Annotated in this window: 4 protein-coding genes (1 of these 4 running past the window's edge); all 4 read right to left on the bottom strand. The window is 59.4% G+C overall.

The window, feature by feature from the left end:
* Positions 1-98 precede the first annotated feature (98 nt).
* Tightly spaced (at most 45 nt apart), the 4 genes in view from JK621_RS11140 to JK621_RS11125 form a layout consistent with a single transcriptional unit that may run on beyond the window.
* Positions 99-458: a hypothetical protein gene (locus JK621_RS11140; protein ID WP_004944605.1), complete on the bottom strand. Its 360-nt coding sequence runs from the start codon at positions 456-458 to the stop codon at positions 99-101.
* Positions 455-1,624: a cupin-like domain-containing protein gene (locus JK621_RS11135; RefSeq protein WP_212559841.1), complete on the bottom strand. Its 1,170-nt coding sequence runs from the start codon at positions 1,622-1,624 to the stop codon at positions 455-457. Before JK621_RS11135 ends, JK621_RS11140 begins: the two co-directional genes overlap by 4 nt.
* A gap of 24 nt (positions 1,625-1,648) precedes the next feature.
* Positions 1,649-1,918, bottom strand: coding sequence for an acyl carrier protein (locus JK621_RS11130; RefSeq protein WP_212559840.1), 270 nt, complete (start codon positions 1,916-1,918; stop codon positions 1,649-1,651).
* Positions 1,919-1,963: 45 nt separating this feature from the next.
* A protein-coding gene (locus JK621_RS11125) for an SDR family NAD(P)-dependent oxidoreductase (RefSeq protein WP_212559839.1) crosses the window boundary here: on the bottom strand, positions 1,964-16,052 show its 3' portion. It continues 5,708 nt past the right edge of the window; 14,089 of the gene's 19,797 nt are visible here — the last part of the coding sequence; the start codon falls outside the window, past its right edge — the gene reads right to left on this strand; it ends in the stop codon at positions 1,964-1,966.

Below are 16,052 nucleotides of genomic sequence, written 5' to 3'. Positions count from 1 at the left end.
CGCAGTTAACAGCGCTGCCGCACGCCCCCCATGAGTCTAGTACAACCGGGCGAAATCAATAGAAGGCGTGCATCAATTTTATTCAGGCGAATCGGTTACTAACGGACGGACATTTTTAACTTGTCCCGTTTAAATATCTTGACGGCGCCCGTTTGGCTGTCACGAACGGCGACCAAACTGCCAAAGTTAAATGCCTTCAAGACAAAACGGTCAATCAGTTCCGCCTCGGAAAGCTCTTTACCCAGTCGGTATTCTTTTTTATTGAGATCCTGCCAGGATTCATCGGCGCGATACTTAAACCACAAGGGCTTAAGCCGGTGGTACTGCACCTTCTCACCGTCCAGAAATTCCTGCAGCGTCTCCGTCGAAGCCCGATCGTCATTAAGGATGTAATAGGCTTTGTCTGCCGGACAAACAATCATGTTGAACTCGCCAGAATTTATCAGATACTCGCTCATTGTTTATCCCCATTGGTCAGAACATCGCCGGTCGACGTATAGGCAGAGAAATAATTCTCATCGCCGATAGTTTTGGATTTTTTCCCCAGATTATTAAAGATATCGAACTTGAATTTGATGAAGGAGGGATCTGAGTTCAGAATGTTGTCGTACACCGGCATCAGCGTCGGGACATCTTTGCCCTTGGTCATGGTATCCAGATTCACTTCCGTCATTCGCATATTGGCCATGATCTGCAGCGGTGTGGTGTTGATAACCGCATGCGGCCAGTATTTCGTGAAGAAGATGACGTCGCCGGGTTCCAGATCGACATAGAATTTGGGCGCGTACGCATAAAGTGGACTATGGATTTTATGGAAGTTCATATCCAGACGAGCATCCATCTTGGCTGACATGCCGTTGGCGCCGTCAAAGAAGGGACGCAAGATATACCCTAGCCGCGGATCGACGAAATACCACCGTTTTACCCCGCTGATCATCAGTGCGCAGGAAATATCATTTCCCTGATGCCAGTTGGTTCCCCAGGTGCGAAGATTGCCGACAAATAACTGACTGAAACTATTCGCCGAATGACCATAAAACAGATCAAGTATTTTTTCAGCACCCACTTCGTCAATTAAATCCGGATAGTCGTTAAATATTTCCGCAGAGTTGTTGATGTAGTAGCTGACCTTTGAATCTTTGTCCAATTGAGAGCGCAGTATTTTTTCCAGCTTCAGTTTTTTCAGGCTGGTTTCTTTTTCATCATAACCCACCGCGATAATTTCAGTGTCTTTGTAATGCTCAATCAGGTATTCATGGGTCCATTGTTGAACGGCTTTCGTGTCGTTGAGAAAACCCTTGGCAATAATCGGCGGATTGCTTGCATCATTGATCATGTGCTGGAATGTATGCCGATCCATATTTGAGAAATCGTAAGACTTCATTTTTATGAAGGTATCGGCGCAATCTATGTTGGCCAGATCCGGGCATTTCGCCTGGAGGTCGGCCAATTTCTTCTCAAACAGGTCGCGTTCGAAGGTGGCCATAAACTCAGGCGCGTTCAACAGCAACCGCATATGCATCATAAAGTGGAAATTCGCCTGCTCCTCCTGATCGAGAAAGAAGTGTGGCATCAGGTCGAAGGCTTTGCGTTGCGTTTCACTTTGAATGTCATACTTTTCCATAAAAGTTTCCTCTGAGAGTCATGTTCATAAAAAGGTCATTTCAAGACGATTGAAGTGATGTTTTTTCAGATACTCACTCAGCCCTTGCAACGAATTGACTTCCAGGAATACAACCGGCGTCAATTTGATAGAGAAAAATTTATTCAGATCGACGCAATATTGGTTGACCTCCATTGACTCAAACCCATATTCATCAATATCGCTTTCCCACTCGATATCGTCCGGGCTGCACTTCAATACTTTCGCAGCCTGCGTAACAAGGTAGCCCGACAGGGCTTCGTCTAATTCATTCATTGCACACCCCTATTTGAATAAAAAAACAACGGTGCAATTGCACCCTTACTCCACGACAGAACGCTGTTCCGCGTTTGTCGGCACTGCATGATCTCCGTCGGCGACGTCGCTATCGTGGAACCCCTCATGCCAGCAGAACAGCTTCCGCAATGGGTTGACGGGCAAATGAAGCTTGCGCAGCCCGTCTCGCCACCCTTCGTCCTGCCGCAGTTTGGCCCATTCCACGGCATCCCCCGCCAGCCATTTCAACAAGGCTTGTCGCACGCCGTCGCTCAAGGAAGACAACGCCTCCTCTTTTAGGGATGACGTCGCGCGGCTGTCGTAAATGCCATCCTGATGGCCGGTATGCGACAGCCGGCGCTGCAACTTCTCTTGCAGTTGCGCAATGCTGGCGGCGCTGACCGCCAGTCTCACGTCTCGATGCTCTCTGCCCTGTTGCAGGGTATATTCGAGCCGTTCCAAATAGAGCGACTCGCGCGCCCGCAGCTCCTCTGGCGTGGGCTCCTGTGCCGCGTCGTGTGCAGAGAGGTTTGCCGACGCACGCGGCAGAAAGTCCAGGTAATCGCTCACCAGCAGATCCAATCCCGCCTCATCCGCCTCAGAAAACAGGAAAATGAATGGCCGCTCGGCCGGGGACCACTCGGCGTGGTGTTCCGTTTCATAGTCTTCAAGCAGCAAATGGGCGTTCACGCCGCCAATGCTCATGGAATGGATGGCGCCGCGCCGTGGGTGAGGCCCCCGCTTCTGCCAGGGGCGATCTTCATCGAGCAGTTCAAAACCGTCGGTCAGAGCGATCCCTTCGTTCAACGGGCCGAGCCCCGCAATTTTCGCCAGTTGGCGGTGCTGCATGGACAGCACCATTTTCACCAGGACAGGGAACGTCGATGCCGTTTCGGCGTGCCCGGTCAAGGGTTTGAGTGAACCAATGGCGATAGGCGCCGACTGGGTGCCCTGCAGGTGGGGGCCATAGGCCGCCTGAATGGCGACCAGCTCCGCCGCGTCGCCCAACTGGGAACCGTTGGCCTCGGGTTCGATATAGGAGATGGTCGCCGGATCGAGCCCGGTTTCCGCGAAGGCGGCGGCGATGGCCGCTTTTTGCCCCTCAATATTGGGGCTGTACCATTTCAACGGGGCTTTGCCGCCGTGGCTGACGCCGACGCCTTTGACATTGACGTAAATGGCATCGCCCTGCGCCAAGGCATCCTCCTCCGCTTTCAGGATAATGGCGCCGACCACTTCGCTTTTCACATAACCGTCGGAATCACTGGCAAAGCTTTTGGTGACCGGATGAGAGCTGTACAGCGCTTGATCGTCGGTGCGGTTCTGCACGAAGGGCGAAAGCCCCAGTTCCGCGGTGGCGACAATCGCCTGCTGGCAACGCCCCTCTCTGATGGCGCTCATGGCGTGCCTGATCGCAACCAAAAAGCTGGCGCATCCGGTTTCCACGATCTCGCTGAGCCCCGACAGGTTCAGAATGTTTGAAATGCGGTTGGCGTAAGCGGAGATCTGCTCCGCCTGGAAACGCCACTGAGCCGCCTGCTGCGGATCCACTTTGGCCTGAATATCCTGATAGCCTGAATGCCCGCGGGTGGCGACAAAAAGCCCGGTCCGTTTCTCACGGAACTGGCTCAGGGTATAACCGGCGTCCGTGATGGATTGCCAAATGACTTCAAGCAATTTTCGGATCTGGGGATCCAGTTTTTGCGCGTCCTTGTGAGAGACCTTGAACAGTTTGCGATCGAAATACTCGACCCCCTCCAGATAGGCGCCGATTCTGCTGCTGCCGACCTCTTCTTCATCCAGGGCCATCAGGCGTCTGCGCTTGTCACTCAGCGTGGAATGCGCCGCTCGGCCAGCGCGCAGATTATCCCAAAATGCAGCGATATCCTCTGCCTGCGGGAAGATCCCCGCCATGCCGATGATGCTGATATTTTGCCCCTGCGCCTCCTCCGCGCGCATTTTGCTTGCCTCCGCCTGCCGCTCCGGCTCCGCTTCTGCCAACGGCCCTGGGTTGCCCAGCATGGCCAGCCGTTCGCTGAAATGGCTGCGCAGATACAGCTGAATTTCACCGACGGTGTGGTATTCCATAAACAGCGAGCGGGAGACGTGCGGGAAGGTTTCGCGGATGTCATTTAACAGCGCGATGGACACGACCGAATCCATGCCCAACTCCTCCAGAGCGGTATCCGGGCCAATCGCCGCTTCGGCCACTTTGAGCTGCCGGCCGATCAGCGCGGTCAGGTAAGCCTCAAGATCAAAGCGCGCCTCGGCCTTCTGCGGCGTGCCGTCCGCCAGGGATGATGGCGCGGGTATGCCGTCTGTTTTCTCCGGCTGGCGGTGAACGTCATGCGCCAAGACGCGGGGGGCGGCGTGTTCCTGCCCCTGAGCGGCGGGAAGCCAGAACGCCTGGCGCTCAAAGGGATAGGTCGGCAGGCTCAGGCGAAGCGGCTGCTGCCCTTGATATAAGCCCGACCAATCAAACTCCAGCCCCTGGCACCAAAGGCTCAGCAGCCTGGCGTATTTACCGCGCGCCGCCCATTTCGCGATGGCTTCGCGCAGTTCTTCATCGGCCGAGAATTGCGCCACCAGAGCATTGTGGCTGCTGCGCCGGCCACGGTAGACCTCGCCGGGTTCTTCGTTACCCTGTAAAAAGTCGTCCAGCTTTACCCTCAGCTCGTCGAGGGACTGCACGATCCAGCCCAGTCGCGCCGTCATGGCGTCCCGCCCGACTTGCAGCGTATAGGCCAGATTCATTAGCGTCAGCTCAGGGTTTTCCCGTTGCTGATCCAGATATCGCCTGAGGTTCAGGGCTACGTCACGCAAGCGAACATCATCCCTGGCTGACAACGGGATCACATAGCGCGATTGCGGCGCCGGCAGCACCGACCTATTGTCGCGATATTCCTCGATCACGATATGCGCGTTGGCGCCGCCGAAACCAAAAGAACTGACGCCGGCCCGGCGCGGCAACGCGTCACCCTGCGCGTTTCGCAATGCGCGCCAGGGGCGATTCTCCCGCACCACATAGAATGGCGTGTTCGTGAAATCGATATAGGGATTCAGTTCTTCACAGTGCAGGCTCTTCACCAACGTCTGGTGTTTCAGCTGCAACAACACTTTGATGACGCCGGCAATGCCTGCCGCCATCTCCAAATGCCCGATGTTGGTTTTCACCGACCCGACGCCGCACTCCGCCTCAGGGTATTCCTCGCCCGGATAGCGTGCCTGCAGATCGTGAAACGCGGCTTTCAGGCTATTGATCTCAATCGGATCGCCGAGTTTGGTGCCCGTCCCGTGCGCCTCAATGTAGCCGACCGTCCTGGGGTCGATGCCGGCATCGCGGTAGGCGCTGGCCAACAGGGCCGCCTGCGCTTTTGGATTCGGCGCGGTCAGGGAACTGGCGCGCCCGCCGTGATTTTGCGCGCTGCCACGGATAACGCCATAGATATGATCGCCGTCCGCTTCGGCCGCCGATAAACGCTTCAGCAACAGCATGCCCGCGCCCTCGCCGCGCACATAGCCGTCAGCCTGGCTGGAGAATGTTTTACAACGGCCGTCGGCGGCGAGCATGCCCGCTTTGCAAAAGCTGACGAACGTATCCGGCGTGACCAATGTATTGATGCCGCCTACGATGACCATATCGCAGCCTTCATGGCGCAAGGCTGAAACACCGCGATGAATGGCGATGAGCGAAGAGGAACACGCCGTTTCAATCGGCTCGCTCGGCCCATGCACATTGAGGAAGTAGCTCATACGATTCGGGCCGACCGAAGGCACAATCCCCGTTGCGGTGAAACCTTCCGCCGGAAGTTTCGCATCGACGATCAGCCCCGCATAACCGGTGTTTCCCGTACCGACATAAATGCCCAGCGTACTGCCGGCCAAAGAAGCGGCCGAGTAACCTGCCTCTTCAATCACTTTCCAGGCATGGGTCATCAACAGCCGCTGTTGCGGATCCATCAGTTCGGCCTCTCGGGGGGAGATACCGAAAAAGAGCGGATCGAATTCCGCCATATCCTGAATGAATCCTCCCCAGCGAATACTGTCGCGGTTTTCAGCACTGTGTACCGCCTGCAGGGAGTCCCGCCAATTCCAACGCTCTGGCGGCACCTCGCTGATGCAATCTTTCCCCTGCAATAGATTTTCCCAGTAGGCGTCCAGATCCGGCGCCATGGGGAAACTGCCGCTCATCCCCACAATGGCGATCGCTTCCTGCGCGTCGTTCCGGTGGTGAACGGCGGGCGAAGCGGACGGTTTCGGCTGGGGCGCGCGTTCGGCTGAGACATCTTGCGCCGGCGCCTCATCGCTTTGCGGTGCTTGCGCCATCACTTGCGCGGCAAACAGCCGGCTAAAGCCTTCCCGATAGCGTTCGGCCAGATAATGCGTCAATCCCGCAACGGTCGGGTACTCGAAAAACACGGTCGGCAGCAGTTCCAGCGCGTATTGCCGGTTCAGCTTATTGGCAAAACTGGTCGTCAGTATGGAGTCGAAGCCCAGCTCGCTTAGCTCAATATCGTTATCGATGTCAGCGGCGTCCACGTGCAACAACGCTGAAATTTCCTGCATCAGAAGCGACTGAACCGCGTCATGCAACGCCGGTAAATCCACCGCCTGGGCGGACACCTGTTCGGCTATCCGAGGCGCAGCCTGTTCAGCCAGGTGTTGCTCCCCGCTTTCCGGCTGGGCGAACGCGGTAAACCTTGCTGCGAATGCGGTCCGATAGGTTGCCGTTAGATAACCGCTCAGCGCCGCAATCGTTGGATACTCGAAGAACAGGGTTGGCAGCAGGTCGAGCTGATAGCGCTGGTTCAGCCTGTTGGCGAACCCGGTTGTCAAAATGGAATCGAAGCCCAGTTCCGTCAATTCGAGATCCAGATCGATCTCGGCCGCCGCCACGTCAAGCAATGCGGAGACTTCGCGGATCAACAGCTGCTGCACCGCCTCTTCCAGCCCCCTGTTGTCAATCTGCGCCGCCTCATGCGGCACACTGCCTGCCGCCGGCTCAGCGCGGTGCTGTTCATTACCCTTGGCCAATGTCAGGCGCAACTTGTCAATGTCGCCGGCGATCACCAGCACCTGGTTTTCTTCCCGCTCAAGCGCCTGATAGAAAGCCTGCAGACCGGCAGCCGCAGACATCGCGATCATGCCCGTGTTCTGGTACATCAGGGTTTCAGATGCGTCATCAACCGCCATGCCGCCGTCTTTCCACAGCGGCCAGTTGATCGTCAGAGTTCTGCCCATCCGCGCCTTAGCCGCCACCTGCCGCTGGCGGTAGTGAGCGTAAACATCCATGAAACCGTTCGCCGTAACATAATCAGCCTGCCCCGGATTGCCCAAGGCGGCCGCAGTCGAGGAAAAGAGAATAAAGAAATCCAGCGGATGCCGCGCCAGGGCCAGATCCAGGTTCACCGTCCCTTGCACTTTAGGTGCGAGTACGGCCAGAAAATCCTCCGGCGACTTTTTCAGGATGTAGCTATCGCGCAGCACGCCGGCGCAATGCAACACGCCGTTGATGGCGCCGTGCTTCGCCACGACGCTGGCGGCCAGCGCCTCGACCCCTGGGCGATCGCAGACGTCAAGCCGGCAATAGTCAACCTGAGCGCCCAGCGTGGTCAACGGGCTGACGGCGGCCTGGATCCGATCGTTCATCGGCGTTCGTCCGGTGAGGATCAGCCTGGCGCCGCGGGTTTGACGGGCAATCTCTGTGGCAAAAATAAGCCCCAGCCCACCCGCGCCGCCGGTAATCAGATAAACGCCCCGCTCTTTCCACGGCATGCGGACCGCCCCTGACGCGGAAGGCGCGGCGGAGGTTTCGGTGAGCGAGCGCACTTCCCGCCAGGATAAAACCTGCCGACCCTCCCGGCCGTAGCGTATGTGAATGTCTTCCGGCGCCAGGCTGCTTTCCCGCAGCCTGGCGTTAATCTCGTCGGCGCGCGCCGTCGCCTCCAGCTCAATCAGCTGGCCAATAAACCGGCCATTCTCTAAACGCGCCGTTTTTAACACCCCGCAGAGCGCGGCGGAAAACGGCGCGGACAGCGCCCCGGCAACCGCCACTTGCAACAGCATCGGCTGCCTGGGCCGCCCATCCAACAGGGATTTTACCCGGCCAAACAAGGCCAGCGCCTGCTGCTGAAAGTCCTGGGCGATATGTTCTTCAGGGCCCATCGCCGGGAAAATCAGATCATCCGTCAGGCCCATGGCTTTCGCGACGGAAGCTTCGCCGCAGAAGAGTGTTTGACGGTGGGAGTACGCCGGCGGAGCAACGACATCGCCCCGAACCTGTTTGCGCGACCATGTCGGCACCAGCAACAGCGTGCCGTTGCCGGGCGGCGTGGCGGGTTCAGGCGCGCGGGCGCTGAATCCCCGCAAATGAACGCAGAGCCGCCCGGCATCGTCATATAGCTCAACGGTCAGTTTTTGCACTTTTGCCCGCAGCGCAGGCTCGGCGCCATGTTCATACGCAATGCGGGCCCACATTCTGGATGTGCAGCGGCGCAGGATCTCCAGTGATTCCAGTTCAAACGGCAAACCCAGCCGATGATCCTGGGACAACCCCAGCGTCGCCTGTAATGCAGAATCCATCAGGCTGGGATGCAGAACATACTCGCCCAGCGTCTCTTTGAGGGCTTCAGGCAGCGCCAGCTGCGCAAGCACGCGCCCCCTGGCGACATGCAGCCGTTCAATGCCCTGATGTCCGGCGCCGTATTCGATCCCCAACTGATGGAAAGCCCGGTAACATTCGGCTTTCTCCAGCGTGCCTTCCTGGTGCTCGGCCATCGCCGCCGACAGATCGAGCCGCGTTTCGCTCGCCGCAAACGAGTCCGCCACGATCGCTTTTCCCTGGCAATGCGTCTGGGTTTGGCCATCCGCCATCCGAGAACAAATTTCGAACCGAATCACCGTCGGCGATTGCGGCAGCAATTTTACCGTCACCGGGGAAAGGCCGTTTTCGCCGGCGGCGATGTAAGGACGAATCCAGACGATCTGAGTCAACTGCAGATGCCGTTCACGCCCCACCATCTGTTCAACGGCGGCGCGCGCCATTTCCAAATAGGCGACGCCGGGCAAAAGGCGTTTTCCCATCACCACATGGTCTGACAGGAAGAATTCGCTGCCGTCAAACCAGGAGGTAAAGCTGAGCGCGGTCAGATCTGAGGTATTGCGGTGTACCAGCGGGTGCAAACGATCGGGCCGGGATGGCATAGCCTCGCCGGTTTTCTCTTTCAACCAGAAACGATCCCGTGCGAACGGATAAGTCGGCAAGCCGATCTTGCGGGGTGGCGTTGCCGCAGAGTACAGCGTTTTCCAGTCAACGACGGCACCCTGCACCCAGGCCGCCAGCAGCTTGTGGTACTCGCCTTGTCGGCACCAGGCCTGAAGGTCTTCATCAGCCGCGGCCAATAAGGCGCCATTGCCCGCTTTCGCATTGCCGCGATAGATGCCCGGCGCCGGTTTGGGGTCGGCCAGATAGCGGGACAATCTGTCCTGCAGGGCCGGCACGGAGTCGGCGACGAAGGCCAGGCGTTCATCCATGGCTTCGCGCCCCACTTGCAGGGTATAAGCGATATCCGCCAGGCTCGGCTGCTGCTCGGCAAAAGCCGCAGAATCCAGGTAGGTGGCCAAACCTTGTGCGACCGCCTCCAGGCGAGCGGCTTTTTTTGCCGACAAGACAATCGCCACCGGCGCCACAGAAGGGGCAGTAACGCCGCCGGCCGGTTCCGCAACGTACTCTTCCAGAACGATGTGCGCGTTCGCCCCGCCGATGCCAAAACTGCTGACGCCGGCTATTCTCGGCAGCGGCCGGCCACCGGCGTCTTGCATCGCCGGCCATGGCTGCGTTTCTCGCACCAGGTAGAACGGGCTATCGGCAAGATCCAAATACGGATTCGCCGTCTGCAAATGAACGTTGCCAGGCATTTTCTGGTGACGGAACATCAATAACACTTTCAGGACGCCAGAAATGCCGGCGGCGGCTTCCAGGTGGCCGATATTGGTTTTCACCGATCCGAGCCCACAACCCGCTTCGCCCGGCATGGATTGCCCCCGCTCTTGATACAAGGCGGCGAACGCTTTTTTCAACCCATTGATCTCAATCGGATCGCCCAGCCGGGTGCCCGTGCCATGGGTCTCGATATAACCCACCCTCGCCGGATCGATGCCGCTGCGGCGATAGGCCTGGGTCAGCAGCGCCTGCTGCGCAACCGGGTTCGGCGCGGTGGGCGACGTGGCTTTACCGCCGTGATTCTCGGCGCTGCCGCGGATCAGACCCTGAATGCGATCGCCATCGGCAATCGCCTGGCGCAGGGGTTTGAGCAGAATGGCGCCGACGCCTTCGCCGCGGCCGTAGCCGTCTGCGCTGATATCAAAGGTTTTGCAACGGCCGTCTTCGCTGAGGATCCCCGCTTCTCCGGCGGTGATGGTGATCCCCGGATTGACGATAATGTTGGCGCCGCCGACCAGCGCCATATCGCAGCTGCCGGCGCGCATCGCTTCTATCGCCCGGTGAATGGCGACCAGAGAACTGGAACAGGCGGTGTCAATGGGTTCGCTCGGGCCATGGAGGTTCAGTATGTAAGACACGCGGTTGGCCAGCGCGAAGTGAGAAAGCCAAGGAGGATCGCCGATGCCGAACTTATCGTGGGAATACTTCAGCCAGGCGTCCTTGTATTCGGAGGTCGATACCCCGACAAACACCCCGGTGTTGCTGCCCGATAAATCACTCGCGCGATAGCCGGCATCCTCAATCGTCGCCCAGACCGTTTCCAGGAAAATCCTGAACTGCGGGTCCAATGACTGGGCTTCCCGTGGAGAAATGCCAAAGAACAGCGGGTCGAAACAATCGACATCCTGCATGAACCCGCCGCAAGTCACGTTGGTTTTTCCGGGCGTTTCATGCGGGTTCCCATAATATTCCCGCCAGTTCCAGCGGTCGGCCGGAACCCTGCCGATCAAGTCCTGATTCGCTTCCAGGTTTCGCCAGAATTCATCCAGATTGCGCGACTGCGGGAAGCGGCCGCTCATGCCGATAACCGCTATCGCTTCCGGCTCTTGCGGCCCGTCCGTCGCCGCTGAGGCGGTGGCCGGGGCTTCTTGCTGTGGCGCTGACGCAGAAGCCGCCGCCCGCCAGCCAACCGTTTTTTCACCGTCATCCCGCGTTGCCAGGCTGGTGGCGGTGATGAGTGGCGCCGGCGCTTTGGCGGCCGCCATTTCCACCGCGCCTGCGATTTGCGCGACGGCGTCGGGATAAGTGTCGGCCAGATGATGGCCCATCGCCCGCAGGGTGGAATGTTCAAAGAACACCGTCGGCATCAGCGTCAAGCCATAGGCCTTATTGAGACGACCGGCAAACTCGGTGAAATCGATAGAATTAAAGCCATATTTGGACAGTTCCATATCCAGCTCAACCTTGCTTTCATCGAGCTTTTGCAACTGAGCCACCATGCCGACCAGCATGGCGTGGACGCGTGCAACCCGAACCGGGCCGTTCTCGCCTGCCCGCTGACGGGGCGCCTCTTCGCGGCTTGATGAACCCGCAGGCAGCGGATCGCGTGTCTCCGAGAGCCGGCGCCCGATCTGCCCGGCTTCGCCATACATAACCGCCAGCTGCGGCTCCGGGCCGTGCAGCCCCAGCAGCAATGCCTCTATCCCCACGGCGGCGGGCATCGGCACCAAACCCGACTGGCGCCTGAGCTGTTCAGCCGCCTGCCCGGAAATCCCCATGCCGCCATCGCGCCACAGCGGCCAGTTCAACGACAGGGTTTTGCCGCGTCGCAACCCCTCGGCAACCTGCTGGTTACGCTGGAAGGCGAAACCGTCCATAAAGCCATTGGCGCAGGCATAGTCAGCCTGGCCGGTATTGCCAAACGCGCTGCTCAACGAGGAGAACAGCACCATAAAGTCCAGCTCGCAATCCCGGGTTGCCTGATCCAAAGCCAGAGTGCCCGCGACTTTCGGCCCTAACACCTCAAGCACTTCAGGGTCGGTTTTATTGACAATGAATGCGTCACGCGTGACGCCCGCACTGTGGATGACGCCATTCAATTGGCCCTCATCCTGCAGGATTTGCCCCACCAGGCGGCGAACCTGCTCGGGGTCGGTCATATCCCCCTGGTAGTAAGTCACCTGGGCGCCCTGCTGCCGCAGCGCCGCAAGGCGTTGCTCATTGAGGCCCTGCAAAGCGGAACGGCCACTCAGGACGAAACGAGCCTGATAGCGCGCCCCCAGTTCACGGACCAGCTGATAGCCAATACCGCCCAGCCCGCCGGTGATCCAGATAACGGAGCCGGCAGCCATCGGCGGCACACCGGCGGCGTCCGTCAGCGCGGTTTGGTGCCACTCCCGCACGCTTCTGCCGCCCGCCGCGTCGTAACGAATCTCGACGGCGCCCTCTGTCTCCTGCATTTCGGCACGCAGCCGGGCCGGCAGTTGCATGGCCGCGTCAGCGGTATTCGGGTAGCGGATCACTTTTCCATTGAGGCCAGGCTGTTCCTGGCGGGCCGTTTTGAGCAGCCCTGCCGCCGCGGACAGCCAGGACGGGTTAACCGGTTCCGCCGCCAGTATAAACAGCGCCTGCCGCTGGGCCTGTTCCGTGCAGGCAAGCACGCTTTCTTTAATTTGGGCAAACAGCTGCTGCAGACAAAGCGTCAATTGCGCCGGCGTCTGATCTGCATCGGACGACAGGCGCATGACCCGGCAAGCGGGCCAGGCGCTTTGCAACGCGGTTTGCCACCCATCATTCCCCTGCGCCAGGATAAAACAAGGCGGCGCGTCTGGAGCGCGTTCAGCGTGCGAAAGAACGGCAAGCTGCTGCCGGGCCCACTGAGGCCGGGCGAAGACCAGCGACGCCGCCGGCGCTGCGATCATTTTCAGCCCCTTCATTTCGACCAGGATATGGCCGTGACGATCGGTAAACCAGATATCGCAACTGACGATCGGCTGCTGCGAGCCGCTCTCTGAAGGGTGTTGGCGAATATAGGCCAGCAGGCTCCCCGGCAATGGCCGGTGGACCCGCAGTTCATCCAGGCTAAACGGCATCAGCGGGCGATCGCTTTGCCGCTCGCCGCCGGTGGCCAACATGATCGCGGCCAAAACGGCCCCGTTCATCAGGGTTGGGTGCAGCGCCGCCGTCTCGCCGTCAACATCGCTTGGCGTTTCCAGCGCGATCAACGCTTCTTGATGCCCCTGGTCATAACGGGTGATGCCGAGCAACCTTGGTCCGATCGCCGCCGCGAAAAACTCGGCGCAGGCACTCTGTTCTCTGCGCTGCCGACAGCGCTGCGCGATCGCCTCAAGCGGCAGCGGCTGAAGCGCCGGTTCGCCGGCTGAGCCGATCATCACTCGGGCCTGCGCGTGCATCGCGCCCTGCGCACTGACCGTGCAGCGATAACCCTGTTGATCCCGGCTCAGGTGCAGATCAATATCGGCTCCGCGCGCGTCCACCGCCACGGGTTGCCGCCAGACCACCTGTTTGAGCCCAATGACGGCCGGGGGATCTTCCGGCTGGAGATGCGCCGCCGCCAATTCGCTCATCCACGCCAGCGACAGCATGCCCGGCAACAACCCGCCGTGATCTTGCAAAAAGTACTCCGTCCCGCTCAACGTTTTGCGCTGTGAGCTAACGGCCATCTCGGCCGCAGGCTCGTCTTGCTCAGACGGGTGAGCTACCGACAGCATGCGGGTCGAGAAGCCGCGCAAGCTCACGCAGATAAGCCCCCGTTCATCGCAGAGATCGACATCCATTTTCTGCACTTGCGGATCCGCCGCATTATCGGTTGCGACCAGCCGCAACCAGACCCAGAGCCGGGTGTCGATGTTGCCGAAGATCTCTAACTGCTCCAGCGCAAACGGCACATAGACGGCGTCGGGGCGCGGCTCAGAGCCATGCAGCCCCAGGCTGGTTTGCAATGCGGCGTCGATCAAACTCGGGTGCAAACCGAACCCCTGCCGGGTTGCCGCATTCGGCAGCGCAATTTTGGCCAACACCTGGCGCTCTCCCGTCAGCAGTTGCTCAATGCATTGGAATGACTCGCCATACTCGAGCCCCATGCTGCTGAACCTTTGGTAGCACTGTGCCGGCAGATAGCCGGGGCCGGTCATCTGGCTTTTCAGCTGCTCCACGTCCAGAGAACCGCGCGCCGGAATGGCGTCATTCAGATGCGGCACAATCACGCCCTGGCTGTGGATCCTGCGCTGCTGCCCTTCGTTTTCCGAATACACCCGATAGTCAACAAGCCCTTCGTTCTGCTCGCAAAGCCCGACGTAAAGCGTCATGGTCTGTTGTGCGGCGATCGCCGGCTGAAGCCAAAGAACCTGTTTCATGCTGAAGCGCAGCGGCTGAGGCGTTGCAACCGACGGCGAGGCCGCGCAGGCATAAGCCGCACGCGCCATCTCCAGATAGCAGACGCCCGGCAAAACTTTCTGCCCGTAAACCCGGTGATCCTTGAGGAAAAACTCTTCGCCGCTGAACTCGGCGCGAAAACGCAGCTCCCCCAGCGTTGAGGCATTATCCTGCAGCATCGGATGCAGCGCGCCCTGTGCGGCGGCGACGCTTCGCGCCGGCAATGACGCGCTGCCCTCCGCCCAATAACGTTCACGGGCGAACGGGTAAGCCGGCAAGACAACGCAGCGGGACACGTCCGGCAACAGCTCGTCGCCTTTCAGCACGTACCCCTGGCAGTAATAATCCGCCAGCGCGCACAAATTCTCCTGATATTCCTGCCCTGCACTGTGTTGCGATTGGCGCAGCAACGCATCGACGTGTTTTTGAATAGCCGGCTGCCCGATGAAGCCCGGAGGGATGCCGTTACCGCGAAACAGATTGGGGCGCTGCCCATGTTCGGCCTGTTGCAGGCTGACGATGGCGCCCTCGCGATCTTCGACCACGATAGCCAGGCGGTAGCGGAAATGGCTGCGGCCGCGGAGCAACGTATAGCCGATCGCCGCCAAGCTCTGGCTCTCGGTTTCCGAGCTTTGCAAATGCGACACCAGATCGCCGGCCTTGAGATAGAGCGCCTCCTCGGTCTTGGCGGACAAGCACAGCAGATAATGGCTGCGTTGCTGCTCTGGCGCCGCAGGCGCCTGCGCATATTCCTCGATGAGAAGATGCGCATTGGTGCCGCTCATGCCGAAGGCGCTCACCGCCCCCATTCTTTGTTTATTCGCCACCCTCGGCCAGGCGCGGGCTGTTTTATTGACGTAGAAAGGACTCTCCGCCCAGGTGATGTAGTCATTTTCCTGTTGGCAGTTGAGGCTTGCGGGAATGATTTGCCGCTGCAAAGCCTCAATCAGGCTCACTGCGCTCAGAAGGCCCGAAGCGGCGAAAGTATGACCGAAATTCGTTTTGGTCGATGTCAGGGCGCAAAAAGCCTGTTTATCGGTGTGCGCCTTGAATGCCTCATTCAGCGCATTGATCTCGACCGGGTCGCCAAGGCGGGTGCCCGTGCCGTGCGTGACGATATACTCAATTTGCGCCGGGCTAATGCCGGCGCGTCGATACACGGATTTGAGCAAGTCGGCCTGCGCCACGCCGTTCGGCGCGGTGATCCCGTTAGTCTTGCCATCATAGTTGATGCCGCTGGCGCGGATCAGCCCATGGATCCGGTCGCCATCGGCCTCTGCCTGCGATAACCGTTTCAACACCAGCACCACGACGGCTTCCCCCGGCACCATGCCGTTGGCGCGCTGATCGAAGGTATAACAAGTGCCGTCCTCCGACAGCATGCCCGAGCGCGCCATGATGTCGAAACCTTCCGTCGAGAGTTGCAGGCTGACGCCGGCGGCCAATGCGGTGTCACATTCCCGGTTGCGCAGGCTGGCGCATGCCAGATGCGCGGCGACCAGGCCGGATGAACAGGCCGTATTGATCGCCAGCACCGGGCCATGCAGATCGAGGAAATAGGCCAGTCGCGAAGCCAGAATGCCGTTATGATTGGCGGTGATTTCAACCTGTTCGCCGGCGGTGAAACGGCCGTAGGCCCCCTCTTCGACACCGACAAACGTACCTATACTGTGCTCTCGCAACGCCTGTTCGCCATAACCGGCATGCTCCAGCGCTTTCCAGGTCTCCTGCAACAGCTGGCGCTGGCCCGGATCCATGTTCTGCGCTTCCCGTGGCGAAATTTCAAAAAACAGCGGG

Source organism: Serratia plymuthica, from assembly GCF_018336935.1.
Classification (GTDB): Bacteria; Pseudomonadota; Gammaproteobacteria; order Enterobacterales; family Enterobacteriaceae; genus Serratia; species Serratia plymuthica_B.
This window is presented reverse-complemented; position numbering and strand designations above follow the sequence as displayed.

Excerpts from the sequence above, each read along its gene's own strand:
- JK621_RS11140 (WP_004944605.1), bottom strand. The coding sequence starts at position 458 with ATGAGCGAGTATCTGATAAATTCTGGCGAGTTCAACATGATTGTTTGT.
- JK621_RS11135 (WP_212559841.1), bottom strand. The coding sequence starts at position 1,624 with ATGGAAAAGTATGACATTCAAAGTGAAACGCAACGCAAAGCCTTCGAC.
- JK621_RS11130 (WP_212559840.1), bottom strand. The coding sequence starts at position 1,918 with ATGAATGAATTAGACGAAGCCCTGTCGGGCTACCTTGTTACGCAGGCT.